Consider the following 23,588-nt stretch of genomic DNA (forward strand, 5'->3'; position numbering starts at 1 on the left):
GATCATCTCCTCAGGAAATCGGGCGACACCAGCATCAGCGCGATTGCGCCGGCCGGGCTCTCGGAGTGGGCGATCTGGTCGGCCGTGTTCGCCGCGAGCGAGGCGGGCATGATCCGCAGCGCGACGATCCGCGCGTCGAGCGCCTGGCCGAGCGGCGCGGCCAGCCGCTGCGCGACTTCGACGCGGCGCAGCAGCGCGTTGGACGCGGCCCAGCTGGCGGCGACATCGTCCCATCCCGCAGGTGTGCCGGGCTTCCACACCCGCTGGCCGAGCTGCGTCTGGAGTGCCGCGATCTGCATCGCGCCGACGTCGCGCCGCCCGGTGCCGCGCAGCGCGGAGATCGTCCACTCCCACGGCGTCTTGAACTTGGTCGGCGCAGGCACCCACGCCTCGGGTGAGGCGATCAGCGCACGGTAGAGCGTCGGCAGGTCGCCGCCGCTGGCCGTAAAGCTCTGCGCCAGCCGCGCGACCATCGCGGGCGGCGGATCGTCGCCCGCGAAATGGCGCGCCAGCTTGGTCGCGACGTGCGTCGCGGTGGCGGGCGAGCACGCGAAGTCCGCCAAGATCGCGCGCGCCTGCCCCTCGCCGCCCTCATCGTAGCGCTTGCCCAGGATCGTCCTGCTGCCGGGTTCGTGCTGGTTCGCGCGGAACGCGAAGCGGTTGGGATCCCCGCCTGCGCCACCGCCCATTCCCTCCACCGACCAGCCGGTCAGCGCGCGCGCGAATTCGGTCACGTCGGCCTGCGTATAGCCCGAGCGGACACCCAGCGTGTGCAATTCCATGATCTCGCGCCCGAGATTCTCATTCAGGCCCCGCTTGCGCAGCGGATTGCGGGCGGCGTTGCGCAGCGCCGCGGGGCTGCCGGGACCGATCGATTGCGCCTGATTGAGGTAGATGAGCATCGCCGGATGCTGCTCGACCGCCAGCAGCATGTCGGAGAAGCGACCGAGCACGTGCGGGCGGATCGCGTCGCGCTCGAACGCGGCGGCGAAGGCGGTGATGGGCGCGTTGTCGGCCGAAACGCAGAAATGGTTGGACCAGAAATGTACCATCCGCTCGACGAATGGTGCCTCGGTCGCGAGCGCGGCGTCGGCGCGCGCGCGAACGCCCTCGTTATAGAGCGCCTGCACGTCCTGCCGATAATCCTGCCGCGCCGCCTTCAGCATCGCCTTCGCGTCGCCGGGCTGCGTCGCGCCGGGCGACAGGGCGGCACGAGCCATCCTGGTTGCCTGCTGCTGTGCGCGGTACTGTGCAACCAGTTCACCCGCATCGAGGAGCGCGGCGTAGCGGGCCGGGCGCACATCGAAGCGGTCGAATTGCTGCGACACCCACCGCGCCGGGTCGGTCGGCGGCGCGTCGTCCGGCCGCGCGCCCAGACCGAAGCGGTTGAGCGCGATGGCGGCCGGGGACAGCTTGGCAGCCGCTACAGGCATGATCTTGGCTCCGCTGATCCTGTTAGAACGCGGGCGCCCGTTGCCCGGCCGCCCTACCTCCTTGAACGGACGTGTTCCGCTTTTCCGTCGCAGGCCTAGTCGTTCGGCGCGCCGCGTCTGGTCGCCCGCCGGGTCATCGCCTCCGCCAGCCTCGCACGGTCCGCCGCGGGCAGTTCAGCCGCGAAGCTCACCGCTCGCCGCTCGACTGCGGCGCGCACCGCCGTGTCGGCCGCGCGTGCGGCGTCCAGCACGGCGACGACCGCAGTCTGATCGACCGGGTTTTGCCTGAGCAGGTCGGCGGCGCGTGCCTTTGCCGCGCGCGACGCGTCGATCGTCGCGCGCATCGACTGCCGCGTCTGACGCAGGGCACGTCGGAACTGGCGCCGCTCGTCGGGCGGCAGCTCGGCACCCGCGATGCGCAGCGACCCCGCATTCACCATCCGCTTGCCCGTGCGCAGCGACGCGTAACCGGCGACCAGCGCGGCCGCGAGGAACAGGTTGAGCAGGACCGAGACGATCAGCGCCAGTCGGATACGAGACATCGTCTAGCCCTCCATACCGGCCACGTCGCCGAACGACGTGCTGCCCGCCGCCATGTCGACCGGCGGCGCGACCGCGACCGCTGCCGTGCCCGCGACCACGCCCGCGAGCGTCGCCGCCAGCCCGAAGCCCGACCACCACCAGCGCTGCCGGATGCGCGCGCTGCGGGTGCCGACCGCTGCCTTACTCCCGATACGCGCCGCGAGCCCGGCCGCCGGTGCCGGGATCGTCCATTGGTCGAGCCGCGCGTCGAGCAACAGCGCATCGGCGAGGATGGCGCGCCCCTCCGGCGTCAACGCCACGCGCGCCGCCGCCGCGCGGTGCGCGACCGGCCAGCGCGCCACCACGCCGCCATAGGCGTCCGCCAGGTCGCGGAAACGATCGAGGTCGAGCGGATCAGTCATCTTGCCTGCTTTCCTGCGACGGCATCAGCCGCGTGCGCAACGTACGTCTTCCCCGCGCCAGCAACGATTCGAGCGCCTCGATGCTGACGCCCAGCGCCTCTGCGGCCTCCGCGCCGGAGAGATCCTGATAGTGGACCAGCAGGATCGCCTCGCGCTGCCGCTCGGGCAATTGCGCGATCGCGGTCGCGACCTGCGCTCCCCGCTCCGCCACCAATAGTGCAGCCTCGGCGTCGGGCGCGGGGTCCGCGAGATCGGGCACCGCGTCGCTCGTCACCTCGCGGCGGCGGCGAAGCCGGTCGCGACACAGGTTGAGCACGACGGTGTGCAACCACGTGTCGACGCGCGCGCGATCCGGCTGCCACGTGCCCGCGACCCGCCACACCCGCGCAAACGCCTCCTGCGCCACGTCCTCCGCCGCCGCGCGGTCGCGCAGCATCCGCGTGGCGAGCGCCAAAATACGCGGCAGCTTGGCGGACACGAGCAGCCGGGTCGCGGCCGCATCGCCGCGCCCTATCCGCGCGATCAGGTCGGCGTCGGGATCGCTCCCGCTCAAGCCTGCTCGACGCCTTCGCCATCGCGCAACGTCACGTCACGCCTCCGGCGCGACGCGCCTCGCGGATTTGCGCGCCGCGAATCGCTCGGTCGGTGACAGCACGCCGTCGTGGTCGGTGTCCAACCGCGCGAATCGACGCGTCAGCATCGACGCGATCTCCTGCCGGTCGACCATGCCGTCATCGTTGCGGTCGAGCCTGGCGAAGCGGCGGGCGGGATCGCCCTTTCCTCCGGTTGCGGCGGCGAGGTATTCCGCCCGGCTGACCTTGCCGTCACCATCGGTATCGGCGGCGAGCACCCGCCGCTCACGCCGGCTGGTGAAATCCTGCAGCGTCAGTCCGCTTCTCGGCCGCGCGGCAGCGCTATCGTTCTGCGCCGCGGGCGGCATCGCCTGTCCGCACGCCATCGCCGGCAGCAGCAGGGCGAGCGCGGTCGATGCTGCACCATATCGCGTCTTGATGGTCGTCACGCTGCTCTTGTCCCCGTCATGCTCGTGTCACGCATCAACGTCGCCGGGCGGCGCGGACGCCGCCCGTGCGGATCGCTCAACGATAGCGCCAGCCGCCGTGCCAGCGATAGCGGTGGCCCCAGAACCGGTTGCCGTACCAGTAACCGCGCCCGGGATAGTAACGGTGCACGATATAGGCGCGCGGGGCATAACGCGGGCCGCGGTTGGACACGCAGCGGCCGTAATAGCCGCGGTGGAAACCGGGGCCGCAACCCTGACGTGCCTCGGCCGGCGCACTCGCCATCACCATGCCGCCCAGCGCCGCTGCCGCCAAAAGAAGGGTCTTCATCATCGATACTCCTTCACGCTTCGTCACGTCACGGTGACGACCAGACGTTGAACGGAGTTTGCCCGCCGATCCGTCGGTGAGCATCCGATAAAAAATCGACAATTGCTGCCCAATCGCGCGCCGCGAACTCACACGGGCGCGCGAAACGCCGCCGGATCGATGCCGTGGCGCGCCATCTTCTCGTACAGCGTCTTGCGCGGGATGCCGAGGATCGCGAGCGCGTTGGCGACGTGACCGCCGGTCGCGGTCAGCGCGTCGGTGATGATCGATGCCTCGAACCGCGCCACCCGCTCCCGAAGCCCGCTATTTTCCGCTGCGTCGCTGCCCGACGCCAATAAGCTCGCGAACGCGTAGTTGCGCAGCTCGCGCACGTTGCCCGGCCACCCGTGCGTCAGCACTCGGTGGCGCACCTCCGGTGAAACCAGATAGTCCGCGCGTCCGAGCGACTGTTTGGCCTCGTCGACGAAATGCGTGAACAGCAGCGCCACGTCATCGCCTCGCTCCCGCAAGGGCGGCAGGTACAGCCGCGCCTGGGCCAGCCGGTGAAACAGGTCGGCGCGAAACCGCCCTTCCGCGACCAACTGTGCCAGCGGCGTCTCGCTGGTCACGAGCAGGCGAAGATTGACCGGATCGCTCCAGCTCGCGCCACACGGCTGTACCTCGCGATCCTCGACGACGCGCAGTAGTCGCGCCTGGATCGCATCGGGCAAGGTGTCGACCGCATCGAGCAGCAGCGTTCCGTTGTTCGACGCCGCAATCCGTCCGCCACGACGTGCGTCGCCGAACAGCTCGACCTCGGCCGCGTCGTCACCCAGCGCGGCGCAATCGACCGCGACGAAGGGACGTGTGCCACGTCGCCCCGACCGGTGCAGCAGCCGCGCGACCAGGTCCTTGCCCGTGCCGCTTTCCCCCTCGATCAGCACGTCAACGGGCAGGTCCGCCAGTTCGCGCACCGAACGACGCAGGTTTAGCATCGCGGGCGCGTTGCCGATCAGCGGCCCCTCGCTCTCCTGCACCGCGTCGCGCAGGCGTCGGTTCTCCAGCACCAGCGCGCGACGCTCCAGCGCGCGGCGGATCGTGGCGATCAGCTGCTCGGTCGCGAACGGCTTGGTCACGAAGTCGAACGCCCCATCGCGCAGCGCCGACACCGCCATCGGCACGTCGCCGTGCCCGGTCACGAGGATAACGGGCAGGTCGGGATCGAGCATGCGCAGCCGCGCGAGCAGCTCGAAACCATCCATGCCGGGCATGCGAATGTCGGACACAACGACGCCCGCGAAGTCGTCTTCGACCACGGCGAGCGCCGGCTCGGCGCGCGCGAACGCCTCGACCGAGAGCCCGGCCAGGTCGAGCGCCTGTTCGGTCGCGAGCCGCAGCGCGTGATCGTCCTCGATCAACAGCACCCGTTCGCTCACTTCGCCCTCCTGAGCGTCAGCACGAACCCCGCGCCCGACAAATGCGGCGCGTCGTCGACCGCGAGCTCGCCGCCGAATTCGCGCGCGATGTCGCGTGCGATCGCCAGGCCCAGCCCCAGGCCATCGGCACGGCCGGTGACGAAGGGCGTGAACAGCGTGTCGCGCACTTCCGGCGCGATCCCCGTACCGTTGTCCGATACCCTGACCGTTACCGTATCGGCGGACGCGGCCACGCCGAGGTGTATCGCCTGCCGCACGACGCCGGCGGTTGCGTCGAGCGCGTTCTGCGTCAGATTGACCAGCACCTGTTCCAGTCGGATCCGATCGCCGAGGACGCGAGTGTCGCGAACACTCGCGGGCACGTCGAGCGTCAACGCACCGCGCACCCGCTCTCCCATCAACAGCAGCAGCCCGTCGATCACCTCGCCGATCGTGGTGTTTCCCGACGCGCTGCGCCCCCGACGCGAGAAGGCGCGCAACTCGCCGGTGATCGCTCCGATGCGGTCGGTCAGCGCGACGATGTGGTCCAGATTCTCGCGCGCGCGCTCGGGTGCGGCGCGGTCGAGCAGGATCGTGCCGTTCTCGGCGAAGGTGCGGATCGCGGCGACGGGCTGGTTGATTTCGTGCGCGACGCCCGCGGTAATCTGGCCGAGCGAGCCGAGCCGGCTGGCGAGTGCCAGTTCCTCGCGCGCGGTGCGGTAGCGCTGGTCGGCAGCGAGCCGCTCGGCCGATTCGACGCTCAACCGCGCATTCGCGTCGCGCAGTTCTGCGGTACGCGCGGCAACCTCACGCTCGAGACCGGCGCGCGCCTCGCGCTGCAGTCGCCGCCGCTCCGCCGAGCGCCACGTTGCGCCCGCGATCACCGCGACGACGAACAGCAATCCAAGCGCCCACAAGGTCGCCTGCTGCCGCGCTGCAGTCAGCGCCGGCGCGAGCGGGGCAAGGTGCAACACTCCGCCGCCCGCGAGTGGTGATGCCGTACGTGCCACGCGGTAGCCGACCGGCTCACCCGGCGCACTCGCATCCTTGCCCGCGATGGAGAGCGGCACGCGCGTCGGCAAGGACCGCCCGAATTGCAGCGTGCGCCGCGCTAGCGCGGCGGTCGCGCGGTCGAGTCCGTCGAGCGCGTGAAAGCGCCAGTCCGGGCGGCTGGTCACCAGCACGATGCCACGCCGATCGGTCGCGACGCTGACGCCCGGCGTGCGCGCCCATTGCGCCTCCACCCGGTCGAACTCGACCTTGACCACGACGACACCGAGCGTGCGGCCCGCCCGAGTCACCCGGCGCGACAGGTACAGCCCCGGCCGTCCGCTGACGGTGCCGAGCGCGAACAATTCGGCCGAGCCGTCACGCATCGCGTCGATGAAATACGGGCGAAAGCTGTAATCCTGCCCGACGAAGCTGGTCGGCAGGCGCCAGTTGCTCGCCGCCACGGTGCGCCCGCTTTGATCGATCGCGTAGATAACGGCGGCGTTGGTCCGCGCCGCGAGCAATTCGAGCGTCCGGTCGAGTCGTTGTTGCGCTCCATCGCCGGCCAGCGCCGCGGCAACGTCGGGATATTCGACCAGCACCAGCGGCAGCAGCCGGAACTTTTCCAGCTCGCTCGCCAGCAATCCGGCGTGATTGGCGGCAATCGTCGCTGCGGCCTTGTCGGTGGCGGCGCGCGCCCGCGCCTCGGTCCAGCGCCACGCGCTCCAGCCGAGCGCCGCGCATGCGACGCCCGCGAACACGACGAACAGGATCGAGCGCCGCCAATGTGCGGTTTTCCACACACTTTCCTGTCCCGCGGCACCATCGGACATGCCTAGCTGATCACCCTCGTCTTTCGCCCAGACGCTCTTTCTGCCGTCTTCGCAGTAACTTACCCTTCGCGTCGCCCTAACGTGGTGCGTGCGTCATCCGCCTCTACACTGTACGCAACGTTCCGCCACGAGAACGCGGAAAAGGTGAGGATCATGAACAGCCCGTCTGTCAGTACGAACGCATATCCGAGCGACGCCCAGGCGGCGGCACGGCGGCCGTTCTACACGCATCTCTACGCGCAGGTGCTGTTCGCGATTCTGCTCGGCGCATTGGTCGGTCATTTCGCCCCCCAGACGGGCGAGGCGCTCAAGCCGCTGGGCGATGCCTTCATCAAGCTGGTGAAGATGGTGATCGCGCCCGTCATCTTCTTGACATTGGTCAGCGGCATCGCGGGCATGAAGGAACTTGGCGCAGTCGGGCGTGTCGCCGGCAAGGCGTTCGGCTATTTCCTGTTCTTCTCCACTCTCGCGCTGATCGTCGGACTGATCGTCGCCAATGTGGTGCGGCCGGGCGCGGGGATGAACATCGACCCCGTCGGGCTCGATAGCGGCGCCATCGCGGGCTACGCGCATCAGGCGCACGAGACGACGCTGACCGGCTTCCTGCTCGGCATCATCCCCGACACGCTCGTCTCCGCGCTGATCCAAGGCAACATCCTGCAGGTGCTGCTGGTTGCGATCCTGACCGGCATTACGATCAGCCTGGTCGGCGAGCCCGCGCAGCCCGTGCTCGACCTGATCGAGCGGCTGGGCACGATCGTGTTCCGCCTGACCGGCATCCTGATGCGCGCGGCGCCGATCGGCGCGTTCGGTGCGATCGCGTTCACCGTCGGCAAGTACGGCGCGGGCAGCCTGGTCAATCTGGGTGGTCTGGTCGCGACCTTTTACGCCACCTCCTTGCTGTTCGTGCTGGTGGTGCTCGGTACCGTCGCGCGCGTGCATGGCTTCTCGATCCTGAAGCTGATCGCGTACCTGAAGGCGGAGCTGCTGCTCGTGCTCGGCACCTCGTCGTCGGAAGCCGCGCTGCCCAATCTCATCGCCAAGCTGGAGGCAGCGGGGTGCGACCGCGGCGTCGTCGGGCTGGTCGTGCCGACCGGTTACTCGTTCAACCTCGACGGCACTAACATCTACATGACGCTTGCCGCCTTGTTCATCGCGCAGGCGTGCAACGTCGACCTGACGCTGGGACAGCAATTGCTGCTGCTCGGCGTCGCGATGCTGTCGTCGAAGGGGGCGGCAGGCGTCACCGGTGCGGGGTTCATCACGCTCGCCGCCACCTTGTCGATCGTGCCGTCGGTGCCGCTCGCCGGCATGGCGCTGATCCTCGGCGTCGACCGCTTCATGTCCGAATGCCGCAGCCTCACCAACTTCATCGGCAACGGCGTCGCCGCGATCGTCGTCGCGCGCTGGGAAGGCAAGCTCGATCTCGAGCGGCTGCGCGCCACGCTCAACAACGAGGAGCCCGCAAAGACGGCTCCCGCCACAACGATACAGGGAGAGTGATTGTGAACCGTTTCCAGCACCTGCTCGCGGGCACCAGCATGCTCGCCGCGCTCACCGTCTCCGGTAGCGCCGCTGCGCAGTCTACGCCGCTCGCGACGACGCCGACCCTCGTGCAGGAGGCCGTCCCCGGTCTCGCCGAGGCGACGCCGCAGGCCGACCAGAGCCCCGACACCGCCGCGCAGGCACCCGAGCCGGTCGCGGACATCGTCGTCGTCGGCACGCAGATCAAGGGCGCGAGCGCGACCGCCGCGCTGCCCGTCACCGTGATCGACCAGGCGCAGATCGACGCGACCGGCGCGCTATCAGGTGACGAGTTGTTCCGCTCGATCCCGCAAGTCGGCGACGTGACCTTCAACGAGGCGCAGGGCGCGCAGACGTCGAATTCGGCGCGCGGCGACGTCAATTCCATCAACCTGCGCAATCTGGGCGTCGGCAACACGCTGGTGCTGTTGAACGGCCGTCGCCTCGTCCAGCATCCGACGAGCCAGGCGGGCGACGGCAACGTGCCGGTGCTCGGCTATAATTCCAACTCGCTGCCGGTCGCGGGCATCCAGCGGCTGGAGGTGCTGCGTGACGGTGCGGCCGCGATCTACGGCGCCGACGCGGTCGCGGGCGTGGTCAACACCGTGACCAAGGACAAGTTCGACGGCGCCAGCCTCGACTATCGCTTCGGCTTCGCGGAGGGCACGCACCGCAAGGAGCTGCAGGTGACGGGCACCTACGGCAAGAATTTCGACGAAGGCCGCGGCAACGTGTCGGTGTTCCTCGACTACACCCGCCGCACCGCGCAGCTGCCCGAGGATCAGGATTACACCGCCACCGACAATCTGTTACCGCTGTTCGCGAACGATCCCGCCTTCGCCGGCAACCTGGCCGCCGACGGACGCGCGACGCAGTCGCCGTGGGCCAATCTGGCGGTGGTCGGCGGACCCGGCACGATCCGCCGCGGCACCACCGCACTCACCTCGGCGGCAGGTGCATTCCATACGCAATCGGCGACGAATCCGGGATGCGCGTACATCCTGAACGGCAACACCTGCTACGGCAGCGGCACGCGCGCGACCGCGTCGACGCTGCGGTCGGAGCGGTTCGACACGCGCCCGGGTACCACCGTGACGCCGTCGTTCAACCGCTACAATTCGTTCCTGTCGGCGCACTATGACGTGTCGGACGCGCTGACCTTCTACACCGAGCTGGGCTATTACCAGGCCGACACGGTGCGCATCCAGCCGCCGACGATCAACCTGAACGCGATCGTGATCCCCGCGTCCAATTACTGGAACCCGTTCGGGCCGGTGCGCTTCGCCGACGGCACGCTCAACCCGAACCGTATTCCGGGCCTCACCAATGTGCCCGCCGCCGGTCTGCCGGTGCGGCTCAGCACCTACCGCTTCGTTGATGCCGGGCAGCAGCGCGTCGACGTGACCAACTGGCAGTCGCGCTTCCTCGGCGGCGCGCGCGGCAAGATCGGCAGTTTCGATTTCGACAGCGCGCTGCTCTATTCGGAGGCGAAATCGACCGATCGCTCCAACGCGATCAACATGACGCTGCTGCAGCAGAACCTCGCGCTCTCGACGCCCGACGCGTACAATCCATTCTCGGGCGGCTGCTCGGCAACGCCCTCGGTCGGCGACTGCTCGCCCTCCAGTCAGGCCTCGATCGACAGCTTCTCGTTCGACCTCGTCCGGCGCAGCAAGACGACGCTGGCGCTGGGCGATTTCAAGCTGTCGAACGCCAACCTGTTCGCGCTGCCGGGCGGCAACGTCGGCGTGGCACTCGGCGTCGAGGCGCGGCGCGAGACGCAGGCCGATATCCGCGACGACAATCTGAACGGCACCAACACCTTCCGCGACGCGGTGACCGGCGAGGTCAATCTGTCGAACGTCGCCGCGGTCAGCCCGACGCCGAGCGTCTTTGGTCGCCGCACCGTCTTCTCTGCGTTCGGCGAGCTCGCGATCCCGATCGCCTCGCCCGAGATGGGCGTGCCGCTGATGTACCGCTTCGACGTACAGCTCGCCGGGCGGTACGAGCATTACAGCGACTTCGGCTCGGTCGCGAAGCCCAAGATCGCCGCCGCCTGGGATTTGGTCGAGGGGTTCCGCCTGCGCGCCTCCGCATCCAAGGGGTTCCGCGCGCCCAACCTCGAGCAGGTCAACACGACGCGCTACTCGCGCCTCGGCTCCAACACCGATTTCATCCGCTGCGAGGCTGACCTGCGTTCGGGGCGGATCGCGACGTTCAACGCCTGCGGCCGCGCCAACAGCTACCAGATCGCGGTGTCGGGCAATCGTGACCTCCAGCCCGAAGACAGCACCAACTGGACCGTCGGCACGGTGCTGCAACCCGCCTTCATCCCGCGCGAGTACGGGCGGCTGACGCTGACCGCCGATTTCTGGTCGATCAAGCAGGTCGGCATCGTCGGACAGTTCGGCGCGCAGAACGCGCTGGTGCTCGACTATCTGCTGCGCCAGCAAGGGTCGTTCAACCCGAACGTCATCCGCGCCGCGCCGACCGCCGACGACACGCCGCTGTTCGCCGGCACCGGCATCGCGCCCGCGGGCACGATCACGCAGATCAACGATCAGTTCGTCAACCTGCTGCCGCAGACCGTGCAGGGACTCGACCTCGCCCTGCTCTACAACGTGCGCACCGACGTGGGTAAGTTCGATCTCGCGATCAACGGCGCGCGCTTGACCAAGTTCAGCCGCGACACCCCGCCTGCGGTGCAGGCCCTGTTCGATGCGCGCGCGGCGGGACAGATCAACGCCGCCACGCCGCTGACCGATGCCAGCGACCTTTTGCAGGACCGCGGGCGGCCGAAATGGCGCGTGACCGGCTCGCTCACCTGGTCGCTCGATCAGTGGCAGGTCGGCGCATTCGCCAATTACATCGGCCCGGTCAACGACACCAATTTCCTCGACACCGACGGCAACCCCTACGTCGTCGACGGCACCACGACGTTCAACCTGTACGGCCAGTACCGCGTGAAGGGCGGCTTCATGGACGACACGCGGCTGCGCATCGGCGTGCGCAACCTGTTTGACAAGCAGCCGCCGGTCACCGCCGACGGCTATCTCGGCTCGCTCTACGTGCCCTACGCGCGTTACTGGTACCTGACCGTTGGAAAGCGCTTCTGATGCTCCGCCTGCTCGCTACTCTCTCGCTCCTCGCCGCCACGCCCGCCTTCGCGCAACAGGCGGCGCCAGCGCCCGCGCCAGCAGTACGCACCAGCGCACCGATCCGCGTGCTGTTCATCGGCAACAGCTTCACGCAGGGCGCGCATTCGGCGGTGCGCAACTGGCACGCGAACGCCGTTACCGACCTCAACCGCGCCGGCTACGGCGGGGTGCCGGCCTTGTTCAAGGCGTTCGCCGACCAGGCCGGGCTCAACTACGAGGTCAGCCTGGAAACGCAGGGCGGCAAAACGCTCGGCTTCCACTATGACGAGCGGCGCCAGCTGTTCGACCGTGCGTGGGACGTGGTGGTGTTGCAGGAACTGTCGACGCTCAGCCATGCGCGTCCCGGCGACGCGACCGACTACGTCCGCGATGTCGGACGCCTGACGCGGCTGCTGACCGCGCGCAACCCGCGCGTCCGCGTCGAGCTGATGGCGACGTGGAGCCGCGCCGACCTCGCCTACCGTGGGCAGGACCGCTGGGCGAGCAAGCCGATCGCGACGATGGCGCTCGACCTGCGCGCCGCCGCCGATCAGGCGCGCGCGGCCACGCCGGGCGTCGCGGGCGTGCTGCCGGTCGGACAGGCGTGGAACCGCGCCTTCGCGCGCGGCGTCGCCGACCCGAACCCCTATGACGGCGTCGCCTTCGGACAGGCCGATCTGTGGACCTACGACCAGTATCACGCCAGCGTCGCGGGCTATTATCTCGAAGCGCTGATCGTGTTCGGGCAGCTGACCGGCGTCGACCCGCGCACGCTCGGCCGGGGTGAGCGCTCAGCGGACGAGCTCGGCCTGTCGGAGGATACGGCGGCGGCGTTGCAGGGGATCGCGTCGGACGAGCTACGCGCCGCGCGCTGACCGCTCACGCGTCCGGCAGCGCGTACCCCGCCATGCGCTGCCGCAGCAGTTTCTTGTCGATCTTGCCGGTTGCGCCGAGCGGGATCTCGTCCACCACGACGACGTCGTCGGGCATCCACCAGCGCGCGATTCTACCGTCGAGGAAGCCGAGCAGCTCCGCCTTGCCGCAGGTGGCACCGGCGTGGCGCTGGATCAGCAGGATCGGGCGCTCGTCCCATTTCGGATGCGCGACGCCGATCACCGCGGCGAGCGCGACCTCCGGGTGGCCGACCGCGATGTTCTCGATCTCGATCGAGCTGATCCACTCGCCGCCCGATTTGACGATGTCCTTCGCGCGGTCGGTGATCTGCATGTAGCCCGCGGGATCGATCGTCGACACGTCACCGGTGTCGAAGAAGCCCTCCGTGTCGAGCACATCGCCGCCCTCGCCGCCGAAATAGCCGCTCGTGATCGTCGGCCCCTTGATCATCAGCCGCCCGGCCGTCCGGCCATCGTGCGGTAGACGGTTGCCCGCGTCGTCGACCAGCTTGAGCTCCAGCCCGCAGACCAGCCGCCCCTGCATGCCCTTGTGCCGCACCTGCTCGTCATAGGGTTGCGCCAAGACCTCGGGGCTGGGTGTCGACAGCGTCGCGAGCGGCGAGGTCTCAGTCATGCCCCAACCCTGCACCACCTCGACGCCGTAATCGTCCTGGAACGCGCGGATCAGTGCCTCGGGCGGGGCGGAGCCACCGATCACCACGCGCTTCAACGTCGAGAAGCGCGCGCCGCTGGAACGCAGATAGTGGAGCAAGCCCTGCCACACGGTCGGCACCGCGGCGGAGAAGGTCACGCCCTCGTCCTCGATCAACCGGTAGATCGACTCGCCGTCCATCCGCGCGCCCGGCAGCACCAGCTTGGCGCCGACCGCGGGGGCGGAATAGACCACGCCCCAGGCGTTGGCGTGGTACATCGGCACCACCAGCAGCACCGTGTCGCGCGTCGTCAGCGCGAGCGCGTCGGCCTGCAACGTCATCATCGTATGCAGGTAGTTGGATCGGTGCGAGTAGAGCACGCCCTTCGGGTTGCCCGTCGTCCCCGAGGTATAGCACAGCCCGCACGCCAGCCGCTCGTCGAAGCCGCCCCAGGCGAACTCGGCCGGCTCGTCCGCGATCCAGTCGTCGAACGCGACCGCCGGATAGTCGGTCGTGGGCAGGTCGGCGGCGGCGCACAGGAAGATCACGCGCTCGATCGACGGCGCGGCGGGGAGCAGCGGTCCGATCAGCGGCGCACAGGCAGGATCGGCGAGCAGGATGCGATCGCCCGCGTGCGCGGCGATATAGGCGATCTGTTCGGGGAACAGCCGCGGGTTGAGCGTGTGGAGCACCGCGCCCATGCCGGTCGCGCCGTACCAGGCGGCGAGGTGCCGCGCGCTGTTCCACCCCATCGTCGCGACCCGGTCTCCCTGCCCGATCCCGGCGCGGGCGAGCGCGTTCGACACGCGCTTCGCCGCCTGGTGCAGCCAGGCATAGTCGAGGCGCGTGACGCTGCCGTCAGCCTCGCGCGACACGATCTCGCGCGCGCCGTGCCAGGTGTTGGCATGATCGAGGAAGCCGTCGACGGTCAGCGACACGTCCTGCATCAATCCGAACAGCGCCTGCGACATGGCTCGCTCTCCTATCCACACCGGCTGTTTCGCCGGTTACGTGCCTTGTGGCCGTTTCCGCCCCAACTTGTCGTGTTTCGTTTGGTGTCGCCAGCCCGCTTACGTAACTTTTGTTGGCGTGGGGTCAGACGACCCACCGCCAGACGCCCGCCGCCCAGCCGGCGAGCGGAATGTGCGCCCAGGTCGCCGCCAGCCACAGCACGACGCCGCCGCCGAGCGCGTGACCGCCGAGCCTGCCAACCTGCGCATGTCCGGCCGTGATCGCGGCGAAGGGCAGGTAGCTCGTCCGCCGCTCCCACTCGGGCCAGAAATCGGGCTGGAGCCGCGCCTTCTTGCGGTCCTGAAGATGAGCGCCGACCAGCGCCAGCACGATGATTGCGCCGGCCAGCACGACGTTCGACGGGTCGGGGTAGACGAGGATGTGCGCGCCGCCCCACAGCGCGAAACCCCACATCATCGGATGGCGCGTGATCGCGTAGACGCCGCTGGCGAAAGGGACCGGTCTGGTCTTCGCCGTAGGATCGGGCAGCGCCGGGTTGCGGACCAGCGAGCCGGTGAACAGCACGCTCGCCACCAGCATCACGATCGTGGCGATTGCCCACGAGCCATCACCGACCGGCCACAGCGGCGTCGCCGCGGGCGTGGCGCGGTACGCGACGACGAGCCAACCGAGCGTCACCACCGCGACGAGGCTGTAGAGCCCCAGGAACCCGCCCTCGCCGATCCGGCGCACCAGCGGCGCGCGCAGCGGATGCGACAGGAGGAAGTGCGTACCCACGAACGCGACCGCGGCGAGCCCCACTTCCTCCATCCCGGCTTCCCCCCGCCCGATTTCCGCTCGTCGTTACTGGACCCCGTGCATCCAGCGCTTGATGAACGGCGACAGCGCCAGCAGCACCGCACCGATCACCGCCGCGGTCAGACCGATGGTCCAGAACACCTGGTTGTAGGTGTCGAGGCTGACCTTCAGGTTGGTCACCTGCCCGCCGACCGTCTCGACCGAGGCGACCTGCGCCACGATGCCGGCAACATACTGCGCGACCGAGATCGACAGGAACCACACGCCCATCATCAACCCGACGATCCGCGCGATTGACAGCTTGGTGATCATGCTCAAGCCCACCGGCGAGATGCACAATTCGGCGACCGAGTGGATCAGGTATAGCCCCGCCAGCCACCAGATCGCGACCTTGAAGTCGCTGCCGGCGAACTGCCCGCCCCAGACGAGGAACAGGAAGCCGAGGCCGACGCCGATCAGCGCGAGGCCGAACTTGACCGGGATCGACGGCTCGATCCCGCGTGCGGCGAGCTTGGTCCACAGGATCGACATGACGGGTGCCAATGCGACGATGAAGAACGCGTTGAAGAACTGCGTCTGCGGCGCGGTGATCGCGAACCCGCCGGCGATCGTCAGGTCGGTGTTGCGATCGGCGAACAGCGTCAGGCTCGACCCCGCCTGCTCGAACAGGGTCCAGAACACGACGTTGAACACGATCAGGATCATCGCCGCCAACATCATCTGGAACTCGGCCTTGCTACCCTTCGCGTACGACCAGATCAGGATGCCGGGCACGCTGACCAGGAAGGTGCCGAACAGCAGCTTACCCATCAGTGACAGGGAGGCGATATAGCCGAGGATGCCCGAGCCGGGTTCGGGCGCGGTCGAGTTCATCAGGTTGACGAACAGGAAATAGAACACCGGCACCGCCAGGATCGCGCCGGCGAAGATCGCGAGCGTGCGGTCGGGGCCGCTGCGCACCGGCGCCTCGCCGATACCGTTCAGCTTCCCGCCGTTGAACTGGATCAGCGCCCAGGAGATCAGCATGCCCGCGGCCGCGAGGCCGAAGCCCGCCCACCAGCCGACCTTATCGGCGAGCAGCGGGCAGAGCAGCTGCGAGCCGAGCGATCCGAGATTGATCCCCATGTAGAAGATCGTGAACCCCGCGTCGCGGCGACGATCGCCGCCGGCGTAGAGCTCGCCCACCATTGTCGAGATGTTGGGCTTGAAGAAGCCGTTACCGACCGAGATCAGGCTGAGCGCGATGAGCAGCACCGCGGTCAGCAGCGCACTGCGCTCGCCGCCGGTTTCGAACCCGCCCTTGGCGACGGTCTGCGCGACCGACTTGTCGGGATTGAGCAGCGAGACCGAACCGTCCTCGTTGCCCTTGATCTCCAGCCGTCCCTGCGGGGTGACGAGGTAGCGTACCTCGGCCGCGGCGCTCGTCGGCGCGTCGCGGAAACCGTCGACCTGCACCTCGTAGCGCTGCCCGTCGATGGTCGCGTACGGCCGCGCCGTCTCGCCGCCGAAGCAGAGCGTGAAATAGCCGACCGCCATCATGATCGCGCCGAACTTCACCGACCGCTTGGAGCCGAGATACTGGTCGGCCAGATAGCCGCCGACGAGCGGGGTCAGGTACACCAGCGCGGTGAATCCGCCGTACAGGCCCGTCGCCTCACGGTCGCCGAACACGAAATGCTTGGTGAGATACAGCGTCAGGAGCGCGCGCATCCCGTAGTAACCGAACCGCTCCCACATCTCGGTCGTGAACAACCGCGCGAGCTGGCGCGGATGGCCGAACCAGGTTTCCTCCGCCGCCGGATTGGTGTGGGTGATGTCGGGCTCGGCGCGGTTGTCCGCGGTCGAAGTATCCACCATTGTTCGAAATACGCTCCCTGAACTTGCGTTCACGCTTACGCTGACGCGGCGCGCGCGATGGTTGCACCGGAGACTAGCGGCTGAGATCGCGCTGTAAATACGCGTTAACACTTCCTAGATGCCGCACCCATGTTCAACGACCGCTCCTCGCTCCTCGCGCATCTCTCCACCCGCCGCTCGGGCAAGCCGCGCGATCTGGTCGCGCCTGGGCCTGATCATGCCGAACTGGTGCAGATGATCGCGCTCGCCGCGCGCACCCCCGACCACGGAAAGCTGGCGCCGTGGCGCTTCGTGATCGTCGGCAACGACCAGCGCGCGCGCCTCGCCGACTTGCTGGTGGAAGCCTACCGCGCCGAGAAGCCGGAGGCACGGCAAGCGGAGCTCGACAACATGGTCCAGTTCGCGACGCAGGCACCCGCGCTGGTGGTCGCGCTTTCTTCTCCGAAGACCGACAACAAGATACCGTTGTGGGAACAGGAGCTTTCGGCGGGTGCCGCGTGCATGAACCTGCTCCACGCGGTGCACGCGCACGGTTACGCGGCGGGCTGGCTGACCGGCTGGCCGGCCTTCTCCGATCGCGTCCGCGATGCGTTCGGGAAAGCGCCCGAACGGATCACCGGCTTCGTCTTCATCGGCACGCCGGGCCGCGCATTGGACGAACGGCCGCGTCCCGCGATCGAACAGGTGTGGAGCGACTGGTAGGGTTGAGACGCGGGGCGAAGGCTCGACTCCGCCCCCATTTGCTGTATTAACGCAGCATGGCAGCACTGAGCAACGAGGACAGCCCGGTCTACATCCGGCTGCGCGCAACCATCGCCGCGGGGATCCTGCGCGGCGATTTCGTCGCGGGTGATCAGCTTCCCTCGGTGCGCGCGCTCGCGGCCGAACACGGCGCCAACCCGCTGACGGTCGCGAAGGCGTATCAGAGCTTTCAGGACGACGGCTACGTCGAGGTGCGTCGCGGCGTCGGCATGTTCGTGCTGGCGGGTGCGGTCGAGCGGCTGCGGCAGGCCGAGCGTGACAATTTCGTCGCCAACCAGTGGCCCCGCATCCGCGGCTATATCAACCTGCTCGGGCTCGACGCCGCGGACCTGCTCGAGCGCAGCGACGCCTGACCCCGGCGGGCACGCGCGCAACCGGGTAGCGGCTCAGCCGTTGTCGCGGGCATGAGCCTGATCGCTTCCGTCCTGCTCGCCAGCGCCGCCGCCGCCGCGCCGTCTGCCACCCCCGATGCGGCTCGCGCGGTCGTACAGCGTTACTATGCCGCGATCGACCGTCGCGACTATCGCACCGCCTACCGCTCGTGGTCGCGCGGTGGCCAGGCCAGTGGGCAGAGCTATCAGCAGTTCGTTCGCGGCTTCGCCAACACGCGCCACACCAGCGTCACGACGGGCGCGCCCGGCCGACCCGAAGGTGCGGCGGGATCGAGCTACATCCGCGTGCCTGTCACCGTTCGCGCGACCCTGAAGAACGGCACAGCGCAACGCTTCACCGGCAGCTACACGCTGCGTCGCGTCAACGATGTCGACGGCTCCACCGCCGAGCAACGCCAGTGGCATATCGAAGACGCATCGCTGCGCCGGCGATGAAATACGCGTCATCGCTGCTGTTGCTGGGTGCACTCGCCGCATGCAACCGCGCGCCAGAGCCGCAGCCCACGCCGACCCGCGTTGCCGCAACGCCGCTGCCCTCACCGACGCCGAGCGCGACCACCGCCGCGCCCGATCTGTCGCGTTACGTCGGCAAATACCCGTTCGATCTGGTCGCGGGCACACGCTTCGTCGATGAACCCGCGGTGCGCGCGGCGGTCGCGCGCGTCGTGCCCGACGCGGGTGTGCGCGACACGGTGCTGAGCCGCGACGGCACCGCCAACCCGGTCGCGGAGTGGGATGGGCGCATCCTGTCCTGGGCGTGCGAGGCGCATAATTGCGGGCCGCACAATTGGGCGATCGCGATTACCCCCGACGGGCGCGACGCGGCCGTGTGCTATTACGACGCCGACGAGCCCGTCTCGCGCTGGTACCCCGCGGGCTTCCGCAATCCAGCGCCCGATGGCTGTCCATCGGGCGAATAAGCGTCAGAATGCGTCGGCGTTGAGCGCGTAGAGCGACGCCGCGGGCGCGTTCGCCGCCGCTTCCAGCCCCATCGCCTCCGGCACGATCTGGTCGAGGTAGAATGCGACGCTCGCCTGCTTGACCGCGTCGGCACCCGCATCACGCGCCTGCCGCTCGAGCAGCCAGCCGCAGGTCGCGACCGACAGCATGGTCAGGAACGGGTAACTCGCCGCCTGGCGATCGTCGGCGTCCGCGGTCTGCAGGCGGCGTCCGATGGCTTCGCACGCGTCGACCAGCGCGGTCAGCCGCGGATGCTCGGCCTCTGCGCGCATGTCGGCGATCAGGCTGGCGAAGGCGGCGCCGTTCGACAGCGACAGCTTGCGCCCGACCAGGTCGGCTGCCTGAATACCGTTCGTCCCCTCGTAGATCGGCGTGATGCGCGCATCGCGGAAGAACTGCGCCGCGCCCGTTTCCTCGACAAAGCCCATGCCGCCGTGGACCTGCACGCCGATGCTCGCGATCTCGTTGCCCAGATCGGTCGCGTGCGCCTTGGCGAGCGGGGTGGTGATCTCCAGCCGGTCCTTCGCCGCCGCGTCGCCCATGCCGGCGCGGTCGACCTGCCCACAGGCGTAGTAGACGAGCGCGCGCGCCGCCATCGTCTGCGCCTTCATCCGCATCAGCATGCGGCGCACGTCGGGGTGCTCGATGATCGCCGACTGCGCCCCCGCGCGCGCGCCCTGCACGCGCTCCTTGGCGTACTCGACCGCCTTCTGCGTCGCCGCCTCCGCCACCTGCACGCCCTGTAGCCCGACGTTGAGGCGCGCGTTGTTCATCATCGTGAACATCGCGCGCATGCCGCCGAACTCGGGTCCGATCAGCTCGCCCGTACAATCGTCGTGGTCGCCGAACGACAGCACGCAGGTGGGCGAGGCGTGCAGCCCCATCTTGTGCTCGATCGAGACGACGCGCACGTCGTTCTGCGTGCCATCGGCGCGCACCTTGGGCACCAGGAACAGCGATATGCCGCGCGTGCCCGCCGGCGCATCTGGCGTCCGCGCGAGCACGAGGTGGACGATATTGTCCGCCATGTCGTGGTCGCCGAACGAAATGTAGATCTTGGTGCCCTTGATGCTGAACGTGCCGTCGCGACGCGGGGTTGCTGTGGCGCGCAGCGCACCCACGTCGCTGCCCGCCTGCGGCTCGGTCAGGTTCATCGTGCCGGTCCACTCGCCCGTCGCGAGCTTGGGAAGGTACAGCGCCTGCTGCTCCGGCGTGCCGTGATGCTCGATCGCCTCGATCGCGCCGACCGTCAGCGTCGGGCACAGCGCGAAGCCCATGTTGGCGCTGCCGAGCGTCTCGAGCACCGCGGCCTGCACGACGAAGGGTAGCCCCTGCCCGCCGAACGCTTCCGACACGCCGATCGTGCCCCAGCCGCCCTCGACATACGCCTGATAGGCTTCACGGTAGCCATCGGGCATGACGACGCCGTCGGGGCTCCACTTCGCCCCCACCGTGTCGCCGACGCGATTGAGCGGCGCCCACTCGCCCGCCGCGAATTGCGCCGCGCCTTCCAGCACCGCGTCGATCACGTCCGGGGTCGCGGCGGCGAAGCGTTCCGTCTTGGCGAGCTCGCCGATGTTGGCGACGGTGTCGAGGACGAAGCGCTGCTCGGCGACGGGGGCGGTGAAGGCCATTTCTCTCTCCTGATCGCGCCCGCTATAGCGTCGCCGCATGGCGGCTCAACCACCCCTGATCTACCCGTTCGACGACGCCGCGATCGCCGAAGCTGCCGCGATCATTGAAGCCGGCGGAATCGTCGCGGTGCCGACCGAGACGGTCTACGGGCTCGCCGCCGACGCGCGTGACGCGCGCGCGGTCGCGGGGATCTACGCCGCAAAAGGACGGCCGAGCTTTAACCCGCTGATCGTCCACGTCGCCGATCTCGCCGCGGCCGAGGCAATCGCGACGTTCGACGACGATGCGCGTGTGCTCGCCGAGCAATTCTGGCCGGGGCCGCTGACCCTGGTGCTGCCGTTGCGCGCCGACGCCGGCATCGCGTCGCTGGTCACCGCCGGACTCGACACGATCGCGCTACGCGTGCCCGCGCACCGTGCGATGCAGGCGCTGATCGCCGCCACCGGCGCGGCGCTCGCCGCGCCATCGGCGAACGCGAGCAACGGCATCAGCCCAACGCGCGCCGAACATGTCGCCGTGAGCCTTGGTGTGCGCGTGCCGCTAATCATCGACGACGGCGCGACGAAAGCGGGTGTCGAGTCGACGATCGTCGCAGGGCGCACCATCCTACGTCCCGGGCCGGTCACCACCGAGATGCTCGGTGCCGTCCTTCCTGTCGCGCCCGGCACGACCGCGCACGTCAGCGCGCCGGGGCAGCTCGCGACGCATTACGCGCCGTCCAAGCCGCTGCGGCTGAATGCGATCCGCGCAGAGGCAGACGAGTGGCTGATCGGCTTCGGCGCGGTCGCCGGCGACGACACACTGTCGGCGCACGGCGATCTCGTAGAGGCCGCGGCACGGCTGTTTGATGCGCTGCACCGCGCCGACACGTCACCCCCCGAGCGAATTGCGGTAGCGCCGGTGCCGGAGCACGGCGTCGGCGTCGCCATCAACGACCGGTTGCGCCGCGCCGCGCATCGATGATCGCGTCTCCAGCGGGCACACGATTCCGCTACCGCTCTCGCACCGTTGATGCTGGAACCCGGCGCGTCGGTCGAGGCGCCGGGTCGCGGAGTGTCAGCGGACCGCCGGCGCCTGATTGGCGACGATTGCCGCCTTCTGCTCGGGGCTCATCGCGTGAGTGTTGAGATCGGCGGCAACGATCGCGTCGGCGCGCTTCTCGCCGGTCTTGCGCACCTGCTCGGCCTGATCCTTCAGATCATCGGCGCGCTGTTCGAGCTGGTCGGCGCGGTTGTCTGCCGCCTTCTTCACGTTGTGTGCGAGCTTGTCGTCACCCGATCCGCCACAAGCGGCTAGCGGCGCGGCAAGGAGCAGGACGGCGGCGGCGAGGCGGAACGTGGACATGATCTCTTCCCTGTGATCGACTGGCCGGCAGATCCGGCAGCGCGATAACACAGATCAGTCCGCCACGTTCCCTATCGCCATTGCCGCCAAACGATCAGCCCTGCGCCCCTGCCATGCTCTTCGTCCGCGCGGCGTAGCTCTTGCGCAGCTTCTGCAGCTTGGGCGGGATCACCGCCATGCAGTACGGATTGCTGCGGCCTTCGGTCTCCCAGTAATCCTGATGATAGCCTTCCGCCGGATACCAGGTGTCGTTCGCCTCGATCGTCGTGACGATCGGCTTCGACTGCTCGCCCTGCGCACGCTCGATCGCGGCCCTGGCCTCCGCCGCCTGCTCGTCCGATTGCGGGAAGATCGCCGAGCGATACTGCGTGCCGACATCGTTGCCCTGGCGATTTAGCTGCGTCGGATCGTGCGTCGCGAAGAAGATATCGAGCAGGTCGCCGTACGCGATTTTGGCCGGATCGAAGCCGACCTTGATCGCTTCGGCGTGGCCGGTGTCGCCACCGCAGACCTGCTTGTAGGTCGGATTGGGCGCGTGGCCACCGATATAGCCGCTCTCGACGCTCTCGACGCCGATCACGTCCTTGAACACGGCCTCGGTGCACCAGAAACAGCCGCCGGCGAGGATCGCATAGTCGGTCATGTAAGTCTCCTTTGAGAAGCATGTAGGAAGTCGCTAACGCGCTCGAAAGGGAGTTGCGGTGATGCTCGACGGCAAAGTGCCACTAGGCGGCAAGGTCATGGTGACGGGCGGCGCGGGCTATATCGGCAGCCACGCGGTGCTGGCGCTGCTCGATGCCGGCTATGACGTAGTCGTTCTCGACAATCTTATCACCGGGTTCGACTGGGCGGTCGACGCCCGCGCGACGCTGGTCGAGATGGCCGTCGAGGACCCGCGGGTAGCGGCCGTACTCGCCGAGCACCGTGTCCGCGCGATCATGCACTTTGCCGGATCGGTGGTGGTGCCTGAGTCGGTCAGCGATCCGCTAAAATACTATCGCAACAACACCGCGGCGACCCGCAGCCTGATCGAGAGCGCGGTGAAGGCAGGCGTGCCGCACTTCATTTTCTCCTCCACCGCAGCGACCTACGGCACGCCCGAGCGTGTGCCGGTGACCGAGACCGATCCGACGGTGCCGATCAATCCGTACGGCATGTCGAAGTTGATGAGCGAGGCGATGCTGCGCGATGTCGCGGCCGCACACCCGATCAACTATGCGGCGCTGCGCTACTTCAACGTGGCGGGTGCGGATCAGCAGGGACGCAGCGGACAGTCGACCGTGGGTGCGACGCACCTGATCAAGATCGCGGTCGAGGCGGCGATCGGCAAGCGCGCCGCGGTAAGCGTGTTCGGTGAGGATTTCGACACGCGCGACGGCACCGGCGTACGCGACTATATTCACGTCAGCGACCTGGCCGAAGCGCACGTCGCCGCACTCGGCTGGCTGATTGAACATCCGGGCGAGAGCGCGACGCTCAACGCCGGCTACGGCCGCGGCTTCTCGGTGCTGGAGGTGCTCGACGCGGTCGACCGCGTCACCAACATGCGCGTCGAGCGCCAGATGGAGGGACGCCGCGCCGGCGACCCGGCCGAACTGGTCGCCAACAATGCCGCGATCCTCGCAACGCTCGACTGGACCCCCGCCCGCGCCGACTTGGACGGCATCGTGCGCGACGCACTGGCATGGGAGCGCAAGCTCGCCGAGATGGGACGCTGA

The 23,588-nt window shown here is 68.7% G+C and carries 23 protein-coding genes; 9 read left to right on the plus strand and 14 right to left on the minus strand.

Annotation, left to right across the window (positions count from 1 at the left end; translation table 11 throughout):
- Positions 1–2 precede the first annotated feature (2 nt).
- The 8 genes from BMW51_RS07380 to BMW51_RS07415 all read right to left on the minus strand — a co-directional run bounded on the left by BMW51_RS07380 (position 3) and on the right by BMW51_RS07415 (position 6,943).
- Positions 3–1,433: a DUF1800 domain-containing protein gene (locus tag BMW51_RS07380; protein ID WP_093004877.1), complete on the minus strand. Its 1,431-nt coding sequence runs from the start codon at positions 1,431–1,433 to the stop codon at positions 3–5.
- Between the two features lie 95 nt (positions 1,434–1,528).
- The gene (locus BMW51_RS07385; protein WP_093004879.1) at positions 1,529–1,975 is read right to left on the minus strand and encodes a periplasmic heavy metal sensor; all 447 of its coding nucleotides are present in this window, start codon (positions 1,973–1,975) and stop codon (positions 1,529–1,531) included.
- Between the two features lie 3 nt (positions 1,976–1,978).
- Entirely contained in the window at positions 1,979–2,377 is a 399-nt protein-coding gene (locus tag BMW51_RS07390) for a hypothetical protein (protein ID WP_093004881.1), read from the minus strand.
- Complete coding sequence (locus BMW51_RS07395; RefSeq protein WP_093004883.1) at positions 2,370–2,930, minus strand: RNA polymerase sigma factor; 561 nt, start codon at positions 2,928–2,930, stop codon at positions 2,370–2,372. Before BMW51_RS07395 ends, BMW51_RS07390 begins: the two co-directional genes overlap by 8 nt.
- A 36-nt stretch (positions 2,931–2,966) precedes the next feature.
- Entirely contained in the window at positions 2,967–3,398 is a 432-nt protein-coding gene (locus BMW51_RS07400; protein ID WP_245708325.1) for an EF-hand domain-containing protein, read from the minus strand.
- A gap of 76 nt (positions 3,399–3,474) precedes the next feature.
- Positions 3,475–3,726, minus strand: coding sequence for a GCG_CRPN prefix-to-repeats domain-containing protein (locus BMW51_RS07405; protein WP_177171570.1), 252 nt, complete (start codon positions 3,724–3,726; stop codon positions 3,475–3,477).
- Positions 3,727–3,854: 128 nt separating this feature from the next.
- Positions 3,855–5,141, minus strand: coding sequence for a sigma-54-dependent transcriptional regulator (locus BMW51_RS07410; RefSeq protein ID WP_093004885.1), 1,287 nt, complete (start codon positions 5,139–5,141; stop codon positions 3,855–3,857).
- Complete coding sequence (locus BMW51_RS07415; RefSeq protein WP_093004887.1) at positions 5,138–6,943, minus strand: sensor histidine kinase; 1,806 nt, start codon at positions 6,941–6,943, stop codon at positions 5,138–5,140. Before BMW51_RS07415 ends, BMW51_RS07410 begins: the two co-directional genes overlap by 4 nt.
- A gap of 153 nt (positions 6,944–7,096) precedes the next feature.
- Here BMW51_RS07415 and BMW51_RS07420 point away from each other — a divergent pair, with 153 nt between their 5' ends.
- Genes BMW51_RS07420 through BMW51_RS07430 form a run of 3 tightly spaced genes read left to right on the plus strand, consistent with a single transcriptional unit; the run spans position 7,097 to position 12,479 of the window.
- Positions 7,097–8,446, plus strand: a complete 1,350-nt coding sequence (locus BMW51_RS07420; protein ID WP_093004889.1) for a dicarboxylate/amino acid:cation symporter — start codon at positions 7,097–7,099, stop codon at positions 8,444–8,446.
- Between the two features lie 2 nt (positions 8,447–8,448).
- A complete protein-coding gene (locus BMW51_RS07425; protein ID WP_245708329.1) occupies positions 8,449–11,583 on the plus strand; it encodes a TonB-dependent receptor domain-containing protein in 3,135 nt (1,044 codons plus the stop codon).
- A complete protein-coding gene (locus BMW51_RS07430; RefSeq protein WP_093004893.1) occupies positions 11,583–12,479 on the plus strand; it encodes an SGNH/GDSL hydrolase family protein in 897 nt (298 codons plus the stop codon). The genes BMW51_RS07425 and BMW51_RS07430 overlap by 1 nt, the downstream gene beginning before the upstream one ends.
- A gap of 4 nt (positions 12,480–12,483) precedes the next feature.
- On the opposite strand, the gene BMW51_RS07435 is transcribed toward BMW51_RS07430, so the two are convergent.
- From BMW51_RS07435 to BMW51_RS07445, 3 genes are all read right to left on the minus strand, one after another.
- A complete protein-coding gene (locus BMW51_RS07435) occupies positions 12,484–14,121 on the minus strand; it encodes a long-chain-fatty-acid--CoA ligase (protein ID WP_218139371.1) in 1,638 nt (545 codons plus the stop codon).
- A gap of 124 nt (positions 14,122–14,245) precedes the next feature.
- Positions 14,246–14,932, minus strand: a complete 687-nt coding sequence (locus BMW51_RS07440; protein ID WP_093004895.1) for an NnrU family protein — start codon at positions 14,930–14,932, stop codon at positions 14,246–14,248.
- A gap of 33 nt (positions 14,933–14,965) precedes the next feature.
- A complete protein-coding gene (locus tag BMW51_RS07445) occupies positions 14,966–16,777 on the minus strand; it encodes a peptide MFS transporter (RefSeq protein ID WP_093004897.1) in 1,812 nt (603 codons plus the stop codon).
- 129 nt (positions 16,778–16,906) lie between these two features.
- Between BMW51_RS07445 and BMW51_RS07450 the strand changes: the two genes are divergently transcribed.
- The 4 genes from BMW51_RS07450 to BMW51_RS07465 are packed head-to-tail and all read left to right on the plus strand — an operon-like array spanning position 16,907 to position 18,851.
- Entirely contained in the window at positions 16,907–17,479 is a 573-nt protein-coding gene (locus tag BMW51_RS07450; protein ID WP_093004899.1) for a nitroreductase family protein, read from the plus strand.
- A 56-nt stretch (positions 17,480–17,535) separates the two neighbouring features.
- Entirely contained in the window at positions 17,536–17,892 is a 357-nt protein-coding gene (locus tag BMW51_RS07455) for a GntR family transcriptional regulator (RefSeq protein ID WP_093004901.1), read from the plus strand.
- 51 nt (positions 17,893–17,943) lie between these two features.
- Positions 17,944–18,366: a hypothetical protein gene (locus BMW51_RS07460; protein WP_093004903.1), complete on the plus strand. Its 423-nt coding sequence runs from the start codon at positions 17,944–17,946 to the stop codon at positions 18,364–18,366.
- Positions 18,363–18,851, plus strand: coding sequence for a hypothetical protein (locus tag BMW51_RS07465; RefSeq protein WP_093004905.1), 489 nt, complete (start codon positions 18,363–18,365; stop codon positions 18,849–18,851). The genes BMW51_RS07460 and BMW51_RS07465 overlap by 4 nt, the downstream gene beginning before the upstream one ends.
- Positions 18,852–18,854: 3 nt before the next feature.
- Here the strand turns inward: BMW51_RS07465 and BMW51_RS07470 are convergent, their stop codons facing one another.
- The gene (locus BMW51_RS07470; protein WP_093004907.1) at positions 18,855–20,525 is read right to left on the minus strand and encodes an acyl-CoA dehydrogenase; all 1,671 of its coding nucleotides are present in this window, start codon (positions 20,523–20,525) and stop codon (positions 18,855–18,857) included.
- A 37-nt stretch (positions 20,526–20,562) separates the two neighbouring features.
- On the opposite strand from BMW51_RS07470, the gene BMW51_RS07475 reads away from it, so the two are divergent.
- On the plus strand, positions 20,563–21,489 hold the full coding sequence (locus tag BMW51_RS07475; RefSeq protein WP_093004909.1) for an L-threonylcarbamoyladenylate synthase: 927 nt from the start codon (positions 20,563–20,565) through the stop codon (positions 21,487–21,489).
- A 93-nt stretch (positions 21,490–21,582) separates the two neighbouring features.
- Here BMW51_RS07475 and BMW51_RS07480 read toward each other — a convergent pair whose 3' ends face one another.
- Positions 21,583–21,870, minus strand: a complete 288-nt coding sequence (locus BMW51_RS07480; RefSeq protein WP_093004911.1) for a hypothetical protein — start codon at positions 21,868–21,870, stop codon at positions 21,583–21,585.
- Positions 21,871–21,964: 94 nt separating this feature from the next.
- Positions 21,965–22,513, minus strand: a complete 549-nt coding sequence (gene msrA, locus BMW51_RS07485) for a peptide-methionine (S)-S-oxide reductase MsrA (RefSeq protein WP_093004913.1) — start codon at positions 22,511–22,513, stop codon at positions 21,965–21,967.
- A 61-nt stretch (positions 22,514–22,574) separates the two neighbouring features.
- Here msrA and galE point away from each other — a divergent pair, with 61 nt between their 5' ends.
- Positions 22,575–23,588: a UDP-glucose 4-epimerase GalE gene (gene galE, locus BMW51_RS07490; RefSeq protein WP_093004915.1), complete on the plus strand. Its 1,014-nt coding sequence runs from the start codon at positions 22,575–22,577 to the stop codon at positions 23,586–23,588.

Source organism: Sphingomonas palmae (assembly GCF_900109565.1).
In the GTDB taxonomy this organism is placed as follows: Bacteria; Pseudomonadota; Alphaproteobacteria; order Sphingomonadales; family Sphingomonadaceae; genus Sphingomonas; species Sphingomonas palmae.